Genomic DNA, 16,250 nt, shown 5'->3' on the forward strand with positions numbered 1-16,250 from the left:
GGGCAGGACGCCGAACCCGGACACCGGGTGGTTCTGGTGCTGCCGAACGACGAGACGTTCGCCGCCGTCCTGCTCGCCGTGATCGGCACCGGACTCGTCGCGGTTCCCGCCCCGGGCCCGCGAACGATGCGCGCGGAGGCGTTCGAGCAGCGAGTGCGCGCCATCGTTCGGGACTGCTGCCCGGCTCTCGTGATCACCACGGAAGCGTGGCGGGACGCGGTGCGCCCCGCGCTGGAGGACTCCGCCACGCGGGTTCCGATCCGCACCTGGGAAGAGCTGCCGGCGGTCGCCGCCGCCCTGCCGGAGCGCGGCGGCGGGCCCGACGCACGGGTGAGCCCGCGAACACCCGCCTTTCTCCAGTACACCTCAGGATCGACCGGCTCTCCCAAGGGAGTCGTCATCGATCACCGCGCCCTGCGGTCGAGTTGCCGCCAGGCGGCCGTCCGCTACCGCGAGAGCCCGGCCGACGTCGCCGTGACATGGGTGCCGCTCAGCCACGACATGGGTCTGATCACCGGAATCTTCAGGCCGCTGTTCAGCGGATACGAGTCCGTGCTCCTGCCGACCGAGCGCTTCGCCCGCCGTCCGGCGGAATGGCTCTGCGCTCTCACCGTCTGCCGCGGCACACTGTCCAGCGCTCCCGACTTCGCGTACGACCTGTGCGCGCGCAAGACCACCGACGACGAGATGGCCACCCTGGACCTGCGTGCATGGCGGGTCGCGCGCAGCGCGGGTGAGGTGGTCCGCACCGCCACCGCCGAGCGGTTCGCCGCCCGGTTCGCGGCAGCGGGGTTCCGGGCCGAGGTCCTGTGTCCCTCGTACGGGATGGCGGAGGCGACCCTCACGGTCGCCGCCACCACCCCCGAACTCCCGCCGCTCCGCCTCGCCGTCAGCACCGAAGCACTGCGTGCGGGCCGCGCGGTCCTCGCCGCGCGAGGAACCCCCTCCACCACCCTGCTCTCCTCGGGCGTCCCGCTGCCGGGAACCCGGGTACGCATCGGCGACGGCCGCCAGGACCCGCACCGCGTGGGAGAGATTTACATCCGTGGCCCGCAACTCTTCAGCGGCTACTGGCGCAAGCCGGTCCGGCGATCCCGCTGGCACCCCACCAGGGACCTCGGGTTCCTCGACGGCGGCCAGCTGTTCGTCCTCGGACGAACGGACGACGTACTCGTGCACCGCGGCCGCAACTTCCACGCGGCGGACATCGCCGCGGCGTGCGCCGCCGTACCGGGCCTCAGACCGGGGCGGTGCGCCGCCTTCGCCATCGAGGGCGAGGCGGCCGGTGAACTCCTGTGCCTGGTGTCGGAAGTGACCGGCGGCTCCGGCGCACCGTCCCCCGCGCAGGTGGCCGCCCAGGTGCGGCGCCGGCTCGCCCAGGTCCTCGACCTGTACGTCTCCGAGGTCGCCCTGCTGCCCGCCGGCGGCCTTCCTGTGACGACCAGCGGCAAGGTGCGGATCTCCGAGACGAAACGGCGCTTCGAGCGGGGCGACCTGCCCGTTCTCAGGCCCCACGTGCCCCGGCGCACATCGTCCGAGCACAGAGAGGAACGCACGACATGACCATTGCGCACTCCACGACACTGTCCCGGTGGGTCGGCGACCCAGTGGCCTTCGCAGCCGACCACTGGCGCCGCCGTCCCGGTGTCTTCACCCCCGACGGCTCCCTCGTCAGTCCCTTCACGCCGGCCGACGTGGACGACGCCCTCGCCAGCGGCTTCCTGCACGAGCCCTACCTGGAGATGACCAGCGCCGAGGGTCCGCTGCCCGCCGACACCTACTTCTCGGCACGTTCGGTCCGAGGCGTCTCCCATCCGGGGTTCGCCGACCAGAAGAAGATACGGGGGCTGATCGAGCAGGGCGCGACCCTGCTCATGTACCGGGTCGACCAGTGGCACCGCCCCACCCGCGATCTGCTGGCCCGTCTGTCGGCCGAACTCCAGCGGCCGGTGGAGGCGTTCTGCTTCGTCACCCCGCCCGGCGCCCAGGGAGCTCCACTGCATCGCGACGACGCCGATGTGTTCGTTCTCCAACTGGCCGGCAGCAAGGACTGGCGTGTCTACGAGGGACCGGCGAACGGTGAATGGCGCGAGGGGAGTGCGGAAGGGGAGAAGCCGGCGGAGGTACTGCGCGCCACCGTGCACGCCGGGGACGTCCTGTACATCCCACGCGCCTTCGCCCATGAGGCAGTCGGGAGCGGCGGCCTGTCCGTGCACCTGTCGCTGACGATCCGTGAGGTCCACAAGGGCGATCTGTTCCGCAGCATCCAGAAGCTCACGGCCAGGGCGATGAACGTCGAAGCGCGCCCGTTGGACGACGAAGCCGTCCTCGCCGCCGCCACCGCCATGCTCGAGCACGTGAGCAAGGCACTGGCCGGTCTGACCCCTCAGGACCTGGTGGACCATGCGAGGCGGACCAGGCTTGCCGGCCTGCCCGATCCCGGTGCACCGGTCTCGCTCGGTGACCTGGCCGCCGGGTACGCCGATCCGCGGTGATTCCGCGCGTCGCGACGGCGGAGGCCGTACCGGTCGCCATCGGGCGTCCGGAGCCCTGCTGACACCGGGCACCGGTCCGAGGACCCCGGCCGGCCCGTCGTCGTCGCGGCTCGGGGACCGGACGGTCCGCCGGCGCCCGGTGCCGCTCCGCTCGCTGTACCCGGGTGCCGGCCGCCGTCCCGGTGCCATTCTTCGGAAGCGGGCCCGGGACCGCGGAGTTCCCGGGTGCGGGCGGCTCCCGCGCTCATCGATTCCGCACTGATCGTGCGCTGATCGCCGTGAGCCAGTATGGCCGTAACCGAACAGGTCGGGCGCGTGCAGCGCTCCATGCCTGGCGGCGCCTACGACAGGTCTGCCTTGCGAGTCGCCGTCGATCGGGCCGGCAGGGTGCAGTCGAAAGCCACAGGAGCACGAATGGGTCATTCCGCGCTGACAACGGACAGAGAGTTCTTGGTTTTCCTCGACCGCAAGCACCATATGCAATACGGGAGTCCGGAATTCTTCCGGCAGTTCGGCGGGTCGGGCGAGGAACTGTACGGAAAGCCGTTCAGCTACCTCATAGAATCGGACCTCCGCGAGGCTCTTGACCGCGGACTGAACCAGCTGCTCGTCGGAGATCGGGACCAGTTCAGCCACCGCATAGCACTGCGGCGACGGTCTGCCACACCGCTCAGTGCCGTGCTCACAGCGACAGCCCTGTGGGGTAGTTCGCCGAACAGGGCCGTGGCCATACAGCTCTTCCACCCCACGGATCCCGCCGGGCCGAAGACCGTCAGGGAGAGTCTGGTCATCGGTGAGATGGCGGCGAAAATCCTCGAAGGAACCGCGGCAGGACTGACATCAGAATTTCTGGCCTCACGTTTATTTATCAGCCCCAAGACCGTCGATTACCACATCTCGCGCATGCTCCGGCAGTTCGGCATGCCGAATCGGGTGGCGCTGATCGCGCTCGCCTATTCGACGGGAATACTGCAAATCAACTCGTGGCCGCCCCGGGTCGCCGATAAGTTCATAAAATAGGAATCCGGATGAGTCTATGCCCCACCCCTCGTCTGACATGCGGTCCGTCATCAGGCCGCGTCGCTATTTCCCCGGATGGTCCTTGTTTCTCGTAAGGGGGTAGAAGTGGAGCTCATGCGCAGAGCGTGGCAGGGCGGCGGAGCGTCCCGTTCGGACGCCGACCTGGACGCGGGGGTCGAGACCGGCCCCACTCAGCTGAATCTCTTAGGGCCGCTCGAGATCCTCGTGTCCGGTGTCACCGTTTCCCCGGGAGGAGCGAAGCCGCAGATCCTCTTCGCCTACCTGTGTCTCCATGCCAACCGGCACGTCTCGGTCGACAACATCATCGAGGCCGTCTGGGGGGAGACGCCACCTTCGAGCGCCAAGAAGAACATCCAACTGTACGTGAGCCGCCTGCGCCGGCAGTTCGCCTACGCGACCGGCGTCCGTCTGATCACGACCAGCGACGGGTACCAGCTCACGGCCGAGTCCGATCAGGTTGACCTGGTGCGGTGCCAGCACCTGTGGCAGCTCGGCAAGGAAAGCCTCCACAACGGTGCGCCCAAGGAGGCCGGAAGGCTGCTGCGCGCGGCGATCCGGCTGTGGCGGGGTAAGCCTCTGAGCGGCCTCACCCACACTCTGGTCATGCAGGCCGAGGCGGCCCGGCTGGAACAGTTCCGGCTCGGACTGCTGATGAAGTACTTCCAGGCGCAGCTCGCGGACGGTCAGCACTTCGAGATAATTCCCGAACTCCTCGCCACGGTCACTGATCATCCGCACCAGGAACGACTGCGCGCGGATCTCATGATGGCCCTGTGGCGGTCCGGTCAACGCCACGCCGCGCTGGCCACCTATCGCGAGGCGCACCAGCTGCTCGCCGACGACCTGGGAATTTTCCCCGGACGGCAGTTGCATGCCCTGCACCAGGCGATCCTGGCCGACGACGCGGAGATCATGGGTGGCCTGACGGCGGACCGGAGCGTCGCTCCGTGACGTCGTTCACGGCCCGTGGGAAGTCGCTTTCGTCGCGCAGGCGGCCATCGCGGCATGGTGCACATCAGCCACCGATTCACTGCCCGACCTGCACATTGATCACCTGTTGATCACGGTCTGGCAGCATGGCCAATCGCTGCGGGCCCCGTGGCACGCGGCGCAGAACTCACCAGAACGGATGCATAAAATGAAGCGATACAAATCCGGCGTTCCGCTGCGTCAGTGCCTCTCGGTCGCTGTCCTGGCGCTGCCGTTCATCCTGGCCGCCGTCATGGGCGGTTCCTCCGTCGGCGGAGTGGCGAACCACTCGTCGTCCGGCACGGTGAACCACCACGACCGGGCCGCGGACCTGGAGTGGAACGGCACGGGGTCGGACTACCACAGGCCCCTCAAGTGACCGGCCGACGACGGGCGGTCGACGCGGGCGATCGCCAGGAGTGACCGTCGGCCGGAACCGGACCCGTCCCCACGCCACGTGACGCCCCCGGCGTGGCCCGCTTCCGCGCTGCCGATCCGGCGCACGTTGCGGACAGGGGGTAGTGGATCAATGCTCGATCTGGAGGCGGCTTTGGCTGATGACGGACTGCCGGATGCGGCTGGTGAATTCGGGGCTTCGGGCGATCCGGTCGACCCCGCCGGCCTTGTTGTTGCGCAGGGCGGCCTTGAAGGTCTGGTCGAGGACTCCCACGAGGCGGTCCATGAGTTCGGGTGTCAGATGGTCTAGGTCGATGTTCAGCAGGTCGACGGGGAAGCCCAGGTTGCGGTAGTGGCTGGCCCGGCGCTCGTAGGAGTAACCGCCCGCTATGCGTGAGGCTCTCTTCGATGTCCTTCTGGATGGGCTCGGTGGCCCGAAGGGCGCCGGCGGGGAGCTGGGGCTGACTGTTGGTGGCGCGGATGATCCTGTCGCGTGCCGTCCCGTTTTCAGGTGCGACCACGATCTTGACCAGGAGCGAGCGGTCGCGGTGCTGTCCGCCGGACTGGAAGTAGCTGTAGACCTCGTGACTGGTCTGGAGCCCGTTCACGATCTGGGGGTCTTGGACGACGATCCTCTTGCCGATGATCCGTGCCTCGTCGGCGACGACGGTGACGCCGTTGTTGAACCACCAGAAGTCCTCACCCGTCCCGGACCTCAAGGTGTCGCCGATGGCATTGTTCACGGCGGTCGAACCCGCGTAGTCCCGTACGTTCGACTCGAAGAGCTCCAGACGGAGGGCCCTGTTATCCGAAGTGATGAACCGGTAGTACTCGTCGAGTCGCGCCAGACACACGTAACCCGTAACCCGTAACCCTCACCGAGCGACGTGCCCATGGGGGTTTCGGAGAAGACGAGCTCAGCCACGGCCTTCGCGCCACGGGCAGTCCGTTCGCGGAGGTCGGCCGCGTTGAGGCACTCGATCGTCGCCTCGATGTCCGACGTGATCTTGGCGAGCTCCCGGCGCAGACGGTCTCCCTTGGCCTTCACATGGGGATGCGGACCCTCGGCAGTCTTGCTGGCGTAGATCACCCTCACTCGTACCTGGGGGAACGAGGCTGCCAGGTTCTCCAGTACGTGCAGGAAACGCCTGGTGTGTTCGAGGAGTTTCGCGTTGGTGTGCGGTCCGAGGCCGTCTTCATCGCGACTCATGTCGAGCAGTGTCGGAAGGTGGAAGTGCAGCTTCTCGAACACGGTCTCCTGGTAGCCGGTAGACGTCTTGGCCTGGAGTACGACCAGTTCGATGGTGCCGGCTCGTGTCGTCAGGTACTGGTGGGCGTCGGCCGTGACGTAGCGGCCGTCCACGAAGGCCCAGATACCGTCGATCCCGATCTTGAAGGTTTTCGTCCGCCACGGCTGCAGGCCGAAGGCGTGCCAGATCCGCAGCACGCTCGCCGGCGAGATCCCCACCACCTTGGCCGGCTCCCGCTTCGACCAGTGCGTCCCGCCCATGGGCACCTCCTCGAGAGTGCGGACCACCACCTCTTCCACCTGGGCATCGGTGATGGTCCGTGGCACCCCGGGCCGCGGCTGGTCGGCGAGCCAGTCGAGGCGGTCCCGAAGGAAGCGCCTCCTCCATCTGGCCGCCGTCTTGCGCTCGATGCCCAGCCGCGCGGCCACCATCGTGTTGTTCCATCCCCGCGCGCACGCCAGCACGATCTGCGCACGCTGAGCCAGACCCTGCGCGGTCGAACGCCGCCTGGCCCAGTCCTCCAACGTCGACCGCTCGGCATCCGACAGCACGACCGGCGGCAGCCTGGTGTCACCCATCCCTTCAGCAGAGCGGCACAAAGCCAGCCACGTCAGGCGAACCCCGAGATCTGGAACAGAACACGACTCACGAGGCGAGCCCCGACCTCCACACCAGATCACTGGGCCGGAGTGGGCTCACGTGGCTCTGACATCGAAGTCATCAACGTCGATAGGCTCCCGCTCCACTTCGACACCGAGCTGCCGCACGTGATCCACGGGCTGATGACCGGGCTGGACCTGCCCGCCCGGACCGTCGACTCCTGCCTGGCCCTCGCCCGGCTGCGCGGCGAGGGCGCGGCTGCCCCCGCGTCCTGGCGCCCGTGACAGCCCGGCTCGAGTGTCACTGGCGTCGGGCCGTAACACCCCGGTGAGTCTGGAAGGGTTGGCCCGGCGCAAAACCTGCGCCCGAACGCGTACCACCTCCGTCGACCGGGAGAGAAGCATGACCATCAAGGACATCGGGCCCGAACCTCAGAGTTTCGACCTCGAGCAGGCGACGCTGGAGAACACCAACTACCGCTCGGTCGCCTGGTCCGGGAAGTACCTCCAGCTGACCCTCATGTCGATCCCGGTGGGTGAGGACATCGGCTTGGAGGCACACCCAGGGACCGACCAGTTCCTCCGGCTCGACGCGGGCCGCGGCCGCGTTCAGATGGGCAGCGCGAAGGACCGCCTCGACTTCGACCAGGAGGTCGAGGACGGCTGGGCGGTCTTCGTACCCGCCGGCACGTGGCACAACGTCACCAACACCGGCGACGAGCCCATGCAGCTCTACGCCGTCTACGCCCCGGTCCACCACGCCCCGGACAAGATCCACGCAACCTTCGCCGACGCGGAAAGCGACGAGGACTCGGGCAACGACGAACCCCCGACCTGGTCGGTCCAGCCCACCCACCACCCCGCGGACAAGCACGCCTGACCACCAGCGGGGGGCCCAGGAAAATAAACCAGCCCCAGGTCGCTGACCTGGGGCTTTGCTATGGAGCGGATGCCGTCCTCCACGCCGAGATAGGAACTCCGGACACCGTTGGCCTCGCCTTCGCAGACCACGGGACGTTCACCGAGCGGGACCGCACGGGGTAGCGCCCCTGGCCGGGAGGCCCGTTGCCCGATCGCGCACCGGTTGCCGCGCAGTCTTCTCGCGACGACACCGCAGGCCCGGTCCCCCTCACCAGGAGGGAGACCGGGCCTGTGCCGTTGTCCGGGCTCACCGCTCGGCCCGTGAGGTCGCCGCACCAGGCCGTCTGGACCCGCGTTACCTCCCAAGCCAGGACCGGCTACGTTCCCAACCCCCTGCGTTACCTCGGGGGCAACTGGAAGTGGGTGCGATGGGACGTTGTGGGAGCGACCGGGAGCGGGGCGGGCCACGTTCGTCGCTCGCGCCGGACCCGGGCCCGCCCGTGCGGCTTTGCTCCTCTGGAGGACGTCGTGCTTGCACACCCCGGCAACAGGCAGTGGGCCTGGTGCCGGGGTGCGCGCGTACGGGTGGGGTGTCAGGCGGGGGTGGACAGGGCCGCGGCGGCTTCTCGTTGTCCCAGGGAGCGGGTGTAGCGGCGCAGGAGGAGGGCCGCGGTGGTGGCGAGGCCGGTGAGGAGGCCGAGCCAGATGCCGAGCGTGTCGAGTCCGAGCGCGTACGCGAGCAGCCACGAGGCGGGCAGGCCCACGGCCCAGTAGCCGATGAGGGTGATGCGGAACCCGCTCTTGGTGTCGTCGAGGCCGCGCAGGAGTCCGACGCCTATGTTCTGGGCGCAGTCGAAGAACTGGAGGAACGCGGTGACGATGAGGAGGTGGGTGGCGATGGTGAGGGCCTGGTCGGTGCTGGAGTCCAGGAACGGGGCCAGGACCAGGTCCGGGATGGTGACGTACAGAACGCCGACGACTGCCATGACGGCCGCGGCGCAGGCGAGGGCGGTGTTCTTGATGCGGCGGGCGTCGTCGTGGCGGCCGAGGGCCAGCTCGCGGCTGACGTTGATCGAGGCGGCGTGGGACAGTCCGACGGCCACTTGGAAGACGATGTAGACGAGCTGGTTGACGGCGGTGTGCGCGGCGAGCGCGTCGGGCCCGAAGGAGCCGGCCATCAGCGCGGTGAGGGAGAAGAAGCCGGCTTCGGAGCCGTAGGTCGCCGCGATCGGGACGCCCAGGCCGATCAGGCGCTTGACCACGACGAGGTCGGCTTTGGTGATGTCCGGGGAGAGCAGCGGCGCGAGTTCCTTGTCCTTCTTCGCGGATATGTAGAGGGCGACGAAGGTCAGGAGGTAGACGCTGGAAGTGGCGATTCCGATGCCGGTCAGGCCGAGCCGGGGAAGGCCGAAGGTGCCGTGGACGAGGACCCAGTTCAGGCCCGCGTTGACGGCCACGGAAGCGATCGTGATCTGCAGGAGGGCTTGGGGCCGTCGCATGCCTACGGTGAATTGGCGGACGGACTGGAACCAGAGGCAGGGGAGCAGGCCGGGGGCGAGTGCGTAGAGCATGGTCCGGGTGACGTCGACGACGGCCGCGTCCTGGCCGAGCCAGGAGAGGGCCTGGCCGATGAGGACCATGAGGACGGCGCCCACGACGCCGGCAAGGGTGGCAACCGCGAGGCTGGCCCGGACTATCGCCCGTACTTCCTCGTGTGCTGAGGAAGACCCTTCTCCGGAGACTGCTGTGTCCGTGGCGTTCTGGTCCTGGTCCTGGCTCTTGCCGGTGTGCTGCTCGGCGCGGGCGGCCGCAGCGGCTATCTGGTTGCCGACGGAGGTCACGAGGCCGACGCCCATGGTGCGCACCTGGTTGAAGATGACGATGGCCAGGCCGCCGGCGGCCAGCTCGGTGGTGCCGAGGAAGCCCATCATGATCGTGTCGGTGGTCGTGAGGGCGACCTGGGCGAGCTGGGTCAGGATCAGGGGGACTGCCAGGGCTGCGAGGGCACGGCTGTCGCGGAGGAGGGTGGTCAGCATGGGGTTTACCGGTTCCTGCGGAGTTTGGTGAGGAGTTCGTCGACTTCCCGCTCGGTGTCGGGGTCGAGCAGGTCGCGTTCGCGCATCCAGTCGTCGTTGAAGACGGTGTCCATGTACTTCTCACCGCCGTCGTTGACGAGGGCGACCATGGTGCTGCCCGGCGGGAGCGAATTGAGGCGGGTCAGGGCCTCGTAGACGACTCCGCCGGCCGAGCCGCCGATGAGCAGGCCGGTACGGGCGACCGCGCGGCAGGTGGCGAAGGCCTCGATGTCGCCGACCTTGACGCCTTCGTCGAGGAGGTCGAAGTCGACGAGCGCGCCGAGTTCGGCACCTTCGGGGGTGCCGGTGCCGGACTGGTAGTAGCCGTGGGCGGGGCCGCCGAAGGCGATCGAGCCCTTCGGTTCGACGCCGACGACGGTGAATCCGCCGACGAGCCTGCCCATCTCACGGGCGGTGCCGAACAGGGCCCCGCCGGTGCCGACCGCCGCGATGAGCACGTCGATGTTCCCGTCGAGGGCTTCGACGAGCTCGTGCGCGACGGGGAAGTAGCCGACGCCGTTGGCGGGGTTGTTGTGCTGCTCGGTGAAGATGGTGTTGTCCTGACCGCGGGCCATGTCCTCGGCGAGTTCTTCGCGGGCGGCGGTGGCGAGTTCCGCGGTGCCGTCGTCGACGACGTAGACGAGCTCGGTGCCGAGTGCCTTCATGCCGCGGAGCTTGTCGGCGCAGGCGTGGTTGTCGACGACGGCGGTGAAGGTGTAGCCGCGTTCGGCGGCGATGACGGAGAGGCCGAGGCCGGTGTTGCCGGAGGTGGACTCGATGATCCGGCCGCCGGGGCGCAGGTCACCCGCGGTCTCGGCGGCGTCGATCATGGCGCGGGCCATGCGTATCTTCGCGGTGCCGGTGGGGTTGTACATCTCCAGCTTGAGCAGGAGGCGGCTGCCGGTCTCCGTTGCGGCGAGTTCCAGCAGGGGGGTGTAGCCGATGAGGTCGGATACGCGGGTGACCACGGCGGGCCGCTGAAGGGCTCCGGGCATCGTTGGCTCCATGGGGGGTGGGGAAGGGCGCGGGGTGGAGGCGGGCTCAGGTGAAGTGGCGGTCCAGGCGCCAGCGCGGCCGGCCGCTGCCGTCGGCGCGGTCGATGACGACCTTGGGCGGGATGGCCAGGTCGTGGAACGGCGACTCGTTCGAGTCCATCTGGTATCCGGCCGTGTTGGGGTAGACGAGCAGGTCCCCGGTGCGGGGCCGGCGCGGGAAGCCGACCTTGCGCCAGGTGAGCATGTCCGACTCGAGGCAGGTGGCGGCTCCTACGCTCGCCGGACACAGACCCGCAGGGGGCTGCGGGTCGAGGGAGACGAGGTGGGGGTCGGGCAGGTATTCGCTGTTGAACCACTGCTCCGACAGGCTCAGGCTGGTGCCGTCCACCGTGATGAGCTGGTAGCCGTCGCGGTCCTTGACGCCCTGGACGGTGAAGACGCTCGCTCCGGCCTGGTCGAGCAGGGCGCGGCCGGGCTCCAGGAGCAGGGTGATGCCCGCCTCCTTGAGGAGGCTCGCCAGGTTCTGGCTACGGCCTTCGGGGCGGGCGTCGAGGAGTGCGGCCAAGGCTTGAGCGCCGGGCTTTTGGCAGTGGTACGGGTAGAAGTCGGACGGCTGGAAGGACTTGGCCGCGTGGAAGTGGCGCTTGTCGTGCCGTTCCAGGTAGGTGTGCCAGCTGTCGGCGTCGGTGTAGCTGATGGGCAGGCCCCCGCCGATGCTGATCCGGCTGGCCTCAAGGCCCTGGACGCGGGCCTTGAGGCACAGCTCCGTCAGGTGGGCGGCCAGGTCGGCGCGCGGCTGGATGGCGTAGCCGGAGAGGTGGAAGCTGAAACCTTCCATGCGTACGGCGTCGCCGGCCTGGACGCAGCGGTCGATCGCGGTGGACAGTTCGGCGTCGTTCATGCCGAAGCGGCTGTGCGGCTGTGCCGGCGGCAGGACGCGCAGCAGGATCCGGGCCGGGCGGACCGGCCCGCGCAGGACTCCGGCGAGGAGGGTGTCGAGTTCGTCAAGGGCGTCGACGGCGAGGAGCGCGCCGTGCTGCACGGCCAGGCGCAGCAGCGCGGGGTCCTTGGCCGGGCCGGTCACGACGAGGTGCTCGCCGCGGACGCCGTGGCCGAGTGCCTCGCGCAACTCGGCCGCGGAGGCGACGTCGACACCCGCGCCGGCGGCGGCTGCGCGTTCGACGAAGACGGCGGCCTTGTTGGCCTTCTTCGCGAAGTACACGAAGCCATCCACATCCGCCTCCTCCAACGCCTGCCGCATGGCGGCGAGGTTCGCGTCGAAGGCGTCGGGGAGCAGGAAGTGGAAGGGCCCGCCGAAGGCGTGGGCCAGCTCCGGCAGGAGTCCGCTCTCCAGGACCGCGTCCGTGGCCGGATCGGGAAGCACGGGCAGGGCGGGCCGGCCGGAGGTGGCGGTCGTCACTGCCACAGCGGCACCTCGGTGCCCAGCTCCTGCGCGAGGGCGAGCTGCGCGAAGTGGTGTCCGAGGGCGATGTCGGTGACGACGAGGCCGCTGTTGTAGGCGAAGATTCGTTCCTTCGCGCTGTGCCGGCCGACGGTGAGCCCGGCGATGACGGGCGGGAACTCGGTGTCGACGGCGGGGAGTTCGCCCTTCGAGTCGGCCATGTCCGTACCGGTGACGTTCATCTGGGCCTCGCTGGTGGCGATGACCCGGTCCGCCTGGTGCAGGGTGGAGGGGGCGAGCCCGTGACCGACGAGGATCGACAGTGCGCCGGGCCTCAGCCAGCCCGCCTCGACGGCCGCCGGGGTGTGGGCGCCGGCGGTGGCGACGATGACGTCCGCGTCCGAGGCGGCGGCACGCAGGTCGGTGACGACCTCCACGTCCCGGTCGGGGAAGTGCGTGCGCAACTGCTCCCGGACGGCCTCGATCCCTTCGGGGTGGGTGCCGAAGACCATCAGGCGGTCCAGGCCGGGGAGCGTGGTCAGCAGGAACGGCAGGGCGAGCCGGCCCTGGGTTCCGGTGCCGATCACGAGGGCGGATCGGGCGCCGGGCGCGGCGCATTCGCGGGCCAGCAGCGCGGAGACGGCGGGCGTGCGCAGGGAGCCGATGCGGGAGCAGTCCATCATCGCGACGGGCAGGCCGGTGACGTCGTCGTAGAGGGTCAGGGCCGTGTAGTAGTGCTGCTCGTCGCGGCCCTTGTCGAGGCCGTGCTTGTAACTCGTCTTGATGGCGACGACGTTGCGCGTACCGTCGCGGCCGAGCATGGCGTACGAGACCGAGTGCCCGTCCTGCGGCTTGACGGTCAGCTTCCGGGGGTTGTCGGACTGACCGGCGTGCAGGGTGCGGTACGCGCCTTCCACGGTGTCCACGACGTCGGCCAGGGATATGTCGATCCCGGCGAGGTCGGAGGTGGACAGGACGCGCAGGCTGCCCTCGTGGGGCGTCACGGTGTCCTGGGAGGTCATGGGGGGTGTCCCTTCGGGAAGCGGATCGGACGGGTCGGGCGGGGGTGCTGCCCGGGCGGTCAGGAGGCCCAGGCTTCGAGGGCGGCCTGCCCGTAGCCGTGCTCGGCGGCCTCGGCTTCGGGGCGGGTGCGGCGGCCGGGTACGCGTACGGAGGCGCGCTTGAGCCAGCGGTCGGAGCCGTCGTAGCGGGCGGTGAAGGGCACCCGGCCGTGCACGACCATGTCGTTGTCGACCACCAGCACGTCGCCGGGCTCCAGGCTCACCGCGACGCAGACGCGGGCGAGCTCGTCCTCGAGACGCCCGTACGCGGCCCGGTAGCCGGCGTCGGCCTCGTCCAGCGGGGTGTAGGCGGGGTCGAAGCGCAGGGTCAGCCCGTCCTCGCCGGCGAAGAGGGCCGGTACCGGAGCGGACTTGCCGCCGAACTGCCGGGCCTCCTCGTACGCGTCGTCGGGGAGGATCGGGACGACGGGCCGGGTCAGCTCCGAGACGTCGTCGTCCGAGAGCTTCGTGAGGCGGATGCTCGCCGCGGTGGTGGCGATGTTGTCGTGGTTGCGCATGCAGCACAGCAGCAACAGGTGTGCACGGCCCGGGTGGAAGGCGTCCTCGGTGTGCGGGGTGAGCAGCACGCTGCTGGACGCGCCCGTCTGCACGGTCTCGTGGCCGGGGGAAGGGACGATGTTGTGGACGAAGCGGCCGTCCTGCTGGCCGTCCCAGGCGATGGGCGTGCCCATGAGGGTGGAGACCAGGAGCAGGACGACGTCCCAGAGGGCGCCGGCTTCGCCGACGGCGGACCAGTGGCCGGGGGTGGGGCCGAGTTCGGTGTCGTCGATGTGCAGTCCACGCAGCACGAACAGGCCGTCGGCGGTGTCCACCGGACGCAGCGCGTCACGCAGCCCCCGACTCAGGCGTCGGCAGGCGTGGGCGAGGTCGGCGAGCAGGGCGGGGCTGGTGGCGGAGCTGTGAATGTCGAGCAGTTCGGCCGCGAGGGAGGTGAGCTCGGTGACGTGGCCGGCGTCGAGCTGGCGTACCGGGGCGGAAGCGGCGGTGGGCACGAAGGCACCTTCCGTTTACGTGGACAGGTGGAAGCGCGGGCGCACGGCATGGCGCGGCCCAGCGGAAGCATGGGTCGGGTGGGAAGCCCGAAAGAGATGTCGGTCCGACGCGGCTCGGGGCGGCCGGACATTCAGGAAGCTAACAATGACGGGCGAGTAAGGCAAGCCTTACTCGCTGGCCGTCTACAATTGTGTCGTCGGTCACTCGATCAAGGTCTGCGCCGACTGTCGGAGTGTCAACTCTGCACGTCATCAGCGAGGTTGACGGAATGTCGGGTGCGTGCGAGCGCCGCTCACGCCGCGCTGCGCGCCCGCACGCCCCTTGCCGTCACCCAGATTCTTAGGGTAGGCACACCTAAGCAACTTCCGATTTTGCTCTGAACGTGGATCGAGGACGTACGTGAACTTCAACAGGCGCCAGGTGCTGTGGGCCGGCGGAGCCATGAGCGCGGCTGCGCTGCTGGCGGCTTGCTCGGGCGGAGGTTCCGATTCCTCGTCCAAGCCCGCGGCGTCCGACGGCGGCAAGCCCAAGCAGGGCGGCATGCTCCGCATCGGAGCTCTCGGCAGAGCCGGGGCCATCACCCGGGACCCGCACGGCACCCAGAGCAACGAGAGCGACTATCTCGTCCTCGCCCTCGTCTACGACACCCTGACCGTGCCCGGAGCCAAGCCGAACACGGTCCCGCGCCTGGCGGTGTCTTGGGAGCACTCGGAGGACCTGAAGACCTGGAAGTTCAAGATCGCCAAGGGTGCGGCCTTCCATGACGGCAGTCCGGTCACGGCCGACGACGTCGTGTGGTCGCTGCGTCGTCTGCGCAACACCCCCTCGGGTGCCGCCCGTCTGCCCGGCATCAAGGCGGAGAGCATCACGGCCGAGGGTGCCGACACGGTGGTCCTGGTATCGGACTACGCCAACGCGGAACTTCCGCTGCTGACCCGCCTGACGACGTTCGTCCTGAAGAAGGACACCGCCGACAACGCGCTGGAGAAGGCTCCGGGTACCGGTCCGTTCAAGCTGGACTGGTACCGGGGCGGCAACGCCCGCCTGGTCAAGAACGACAAGTGGTACGGCGGCACGGTGAACCTCGACGCCATCGAGGTGACCATGTTCGAGACCCCGCAGGCCATGGCCAATGCCCTGCTGGCCGGGCAGATCGACGTCGCTTCCAACGTCGGCGCGGTCGCCGCCCGTACCGCGGAGACGCGCAAGGACATCCAGGTCCTGCGCCGCCCCAACGACATGGCGATGCCGATCATCATGCGCACCGCGGCCGGCAGCCCGTTCGCCGATGTCCGGGTCCGTGAGGCCATGCGCCTGGTCGTCGACCGTGACGCCATGGTCAAGCAGGTCCTGTCGGGCTACGGCACGGTCGCCAACGACATCATGGGCACCGGCGACCCCAACCTGGCCACCGACATCCGGCAGCGCGAGCGGGACCTGGAGAAGGCCAAGAAGCTGCTGGCCGAGGCGAACTTCGACCTCTCCAAGACCTACGACCTCGTGACCACAGAGGACATTTCGGGGCTCGCCGAGTCCGCCACACTGTTCGCCAACCAGGCCCGCGAGGCCGGGATCAAGATCAACGTGGTCAAGCAGGAGTCGGGTGCGTTCTGGGACAAGACCTGGAAGGCGGGCGACTTCTACACCACGTACTGGGGCACCAACGACTCGGTGGTGTTCTTCGCCTCCAAGACCATGGTCAGCGAGGCCGGACAGAACGAGGCCGGCTGGGCGGACGCGGACTTCGACGCCGCCTACCGCAAGGTCATCGGCACCGCTGACGAGGCACAGCGCGCCGCGGCCCTCAAGGAGCTCCAGAAGATCGAGTTCGACAAGTCCGGCTACCTGCTGTGGGGCATGGCCGACGGCATCGACCTCGCCGCCGCCAAGGTGAAGAACCTTCCCAAGCTCGCCGGTTACGGCCGGGTCCAGCTCGAGAACGTGTGGCTGGGTTGAGCCACAAGGCCGAAGGCGTGGCGGCCGTTCCCGCACCTGGGGGGTCGGCCGCCACGCCGCGCCGCGGCCGGGCCACGGCCGCGCGGGGTGTCGTGTTACACTCTGAAGCTGCCGACGTCGTAGGGGGGGGTGTTGT

General features: G+C 69.1%; 15 protein-coding genes and 1 pseudogene. 8 read left to right on the plus strand and 8 right to left on the minus strand.

The window, feature by feature from the left end; all coding sequences use genetic code 11:
* From ACFV0Q_RS24235 to ACFV0Q_RS24255, 5 genes are all read left to right on the plus strand, one after another.
* A partial coding sequence (locus ACFV0Q_RS24235; RefSeq protein WP_385008449.1) for an AMP-binding protein occupies window positions 1-1,563 on the plus strand: 1,563 nt, incomplete at its 5' end.
* Complete coding sequence (locus tag ACFV0Q_RS24240) at window positions 1,560-2,495, plus strand: JmjC domain-containing protein (protein WP_385008450.1); 936 nt, start codon at window positions 1,560-1,562, stop codon at window positions 2,493-2,495. The genes ACFV0Q_RS24235 and ACFV0Q_RS24240, both read left to right, overlap by 4 nt.
* Window positions 2,496-2,783: 288 nt before the next feature.
* A complete protein-coding gene (locus ACFV0Q_RS24245; RefSeq protein ID WP_385008451.1) occupies window positions 2,784-3,515 on the plus strand; it encodes a LuxR C-terminal-related transcriptional regulator in 732 nt (243 codons plus the stop codon).
* A 114-nt stretch (window positions 3,516-3,629) separates the two neighbouring features.
* Entirely contained in the window at window positions 3,630-4,487 is an 858-nt protein-coding gene (locus ACFV0Q_RS24250) for a BTAD domain-containing putative transcriptional regulator (RefSeq protein WP_385008452.1), read from the plus strand.
* A 187-nt stretch (window positions 4,488-4,674) separates the two neighbouring features.
* Window positions 4,675-4,884 (plus strand): hypothetical protein, encoded by a 210-nt coding sequence (locus ACFV0Q_RS24255; protein WP_385008454.1) that lies wholly within the window; start codon window positions 4,675-4,677, stop codon window positions 4,882-4,884.
* 147 nt (window positions 4,885-5,031) lie between these two features.
* Here ACFV0Q_RS24255 and ACFV0Q_RS24260 read toward each other — a convergent pair whose 3' ends face one another.
* From ACFV0Q_RS24260 to ACFV0Q_RS24270, 3 genes and pseudogenes are all read right to left on the minus strand, one after another.
* The gene (locus tag ACFV0Q_RS24260) at window positions 5,032-5,187 is read right to left on the minus strand and encodes a hypothetical protein (protein WP_385008468.1); all 156 of its coding nucleotides are present in this window, start codon (window positions 5,185-5,187) and stop codon (window positions 5,032-5,034) included.
* Between the two features lie 166 nt (window positions 5,188-5,353).
* A pseudogene (locus ACFV0Q_RS24265) lies at window positions 5,354-5,755 on the minus strand (AIPR family protein); the annotation flags it as partial.
* Complete coding sequence (locus ACFV0Q_RS24270) at window positions 5,641-6,729, minus strand: helix-turn-helix domain-containing protein (protein WP_385008455.1); 1,089 nt, start codon at window positions 6,727-6,729, stop codon at window positions 5,641-5,643. The gene ACFV0Q_RS24270 and the pseudogene ACFV0Q_RS24265, both read right to left, overlap by 115 nt.
* A gap of 111 nt (window positions 6,730-6,840) precedes the next feature.
* Between ACFV0Q_RS24270 and ACFV0Q_RS24275 the strand changes: the two genes are divergently transcribed.
* On the plus strand, window positions 6,841-7,035 hold the full coding sequence (locus ACFV0Q_RS24275; protein ID WP_385008457.1) for a hypothetical protein: 195 nt from the start codon (window positions 6,841-6,843) through the stop codon (window positions 7,033-7,035).
* Window positions 7,036-7,153: 118 nt separating this feature from the next.
* Window positions 7,154-7,630: a cupin domain-containing protein gene (locus ACFV0Q_RS24280; protein WP_385008459.1), complete on the plus strand. Its 477-nt coding sequence runs from the start codon at window positions 7,154-7,156 to the stop codon at window positions 7,628-7,630.
* A 574-nt stretch (window positions 7,631-8,204) separates the two neighbouring features.
* Here ACFV0Q_RS24280 and ACFV0Q_RS24285 read toward each other — a convergent pair.
* From ACFV0Q_RS24285 to ACFV0Q_RS24305, 5 genes are read right to left on the minus strand one after another with little or no spacing between them, the layout of a single operon-like run.
* Window positions 8,205-9,647 carry an MATE family efflux transporter gene (locus ACFV0Q_RS24285; RefSeq protein WP_385008460.1) on the minus strand — a complete coding sequence of 481 codons (1,443 nt, stop codon included), beginning with the start codon at window positions 9,645-9,647 and terminating at the stop codon, window positions 8,205-8,207.
* 5 nt (window positions 9,648-9,652) lie between these two features.
* Window positions 9,653-10,681: a cysteine synthase family protein gene (locus ACFV0Q_RS24290; protein WP_385008462.1), complete on the minus strand. Its 1,029-nt coding sequence runs from the start codon at window positions 10,679-10,681 to the stop codon at window positions 9,653-9,655.
* A gap of 46 nt (window positions 10,682-10,727) precedes the next feature.
* Window positions 10,728-12,107 (minus strand): Y4yA family PLP-dependent enzyme, encoded by a 1,380-nt coding sequence (locus ACFV0Q_RS24295; protein WP_385008464.1) that lies wholly within the window; start codon window positions 12,105-12,107, stop codon window positions 10,728-10,730.
* Window positions 12,098-13,105 (minus strand): ornithine cyclodeaminase family protein, encoded by a 1,008-nt coding sequence (locus ACFV0Q_RS24300; RefSeq protein ID WP_385008465.1) that lies wholly within the window; start codon window positions 13,103-13,105, stop codon window positions 12,098-12,100. Before ACFV0Q_RS24300 ends, ACFV0Q_RS24295 begins: the two co-directional genes overlap by 10 nt.
* 59 nt (window positions 13,106-13,164) lie before the next feature.
* The gene (locus tag ACFV0Q_RS24305; protein WP_385008466.1) at window positions 13,165-14,157 is read right to left on the minus strand and encodes a TauD/TfdA family dioxygenase; all 993 of its coding nucleotides are present in this window, start codon (window positions 14,155-14,157) and stop codon (window positions 13,165-13,167) included.
* Window positions 14,158-14,557: 400 nt separating this feature from the next.
* On the opposite strand from ACFV0Q_RS24305, the gene ACFV0Q_RS24310 reads away from it, so the two are divergent.
* Window positions 14,558-16,114 carry an ABC transporter substrate-binding protein gene (locus tag ACFV0Q_RS24310; protein ID WP_385008467.1) on the plus strand — a complete coding sequence of 519 codons (1,557 nt, stop codon included), beginning with the start codon at window positions 14,558-14,560 and terminating at the stop codon, window positions 16,112-16,114.
* Window positions 16,115-16,250 lie beyond the last annotated feature (136 nt).

The organism is Streptomyces sp. NPDC059564, assembly GCF_042735575.1.
Classification (GTDB): Bacteria; Actinomycetota; Actinomycetes; order Streptomycetales; family Streptomycetaceae; genus Streptomyces.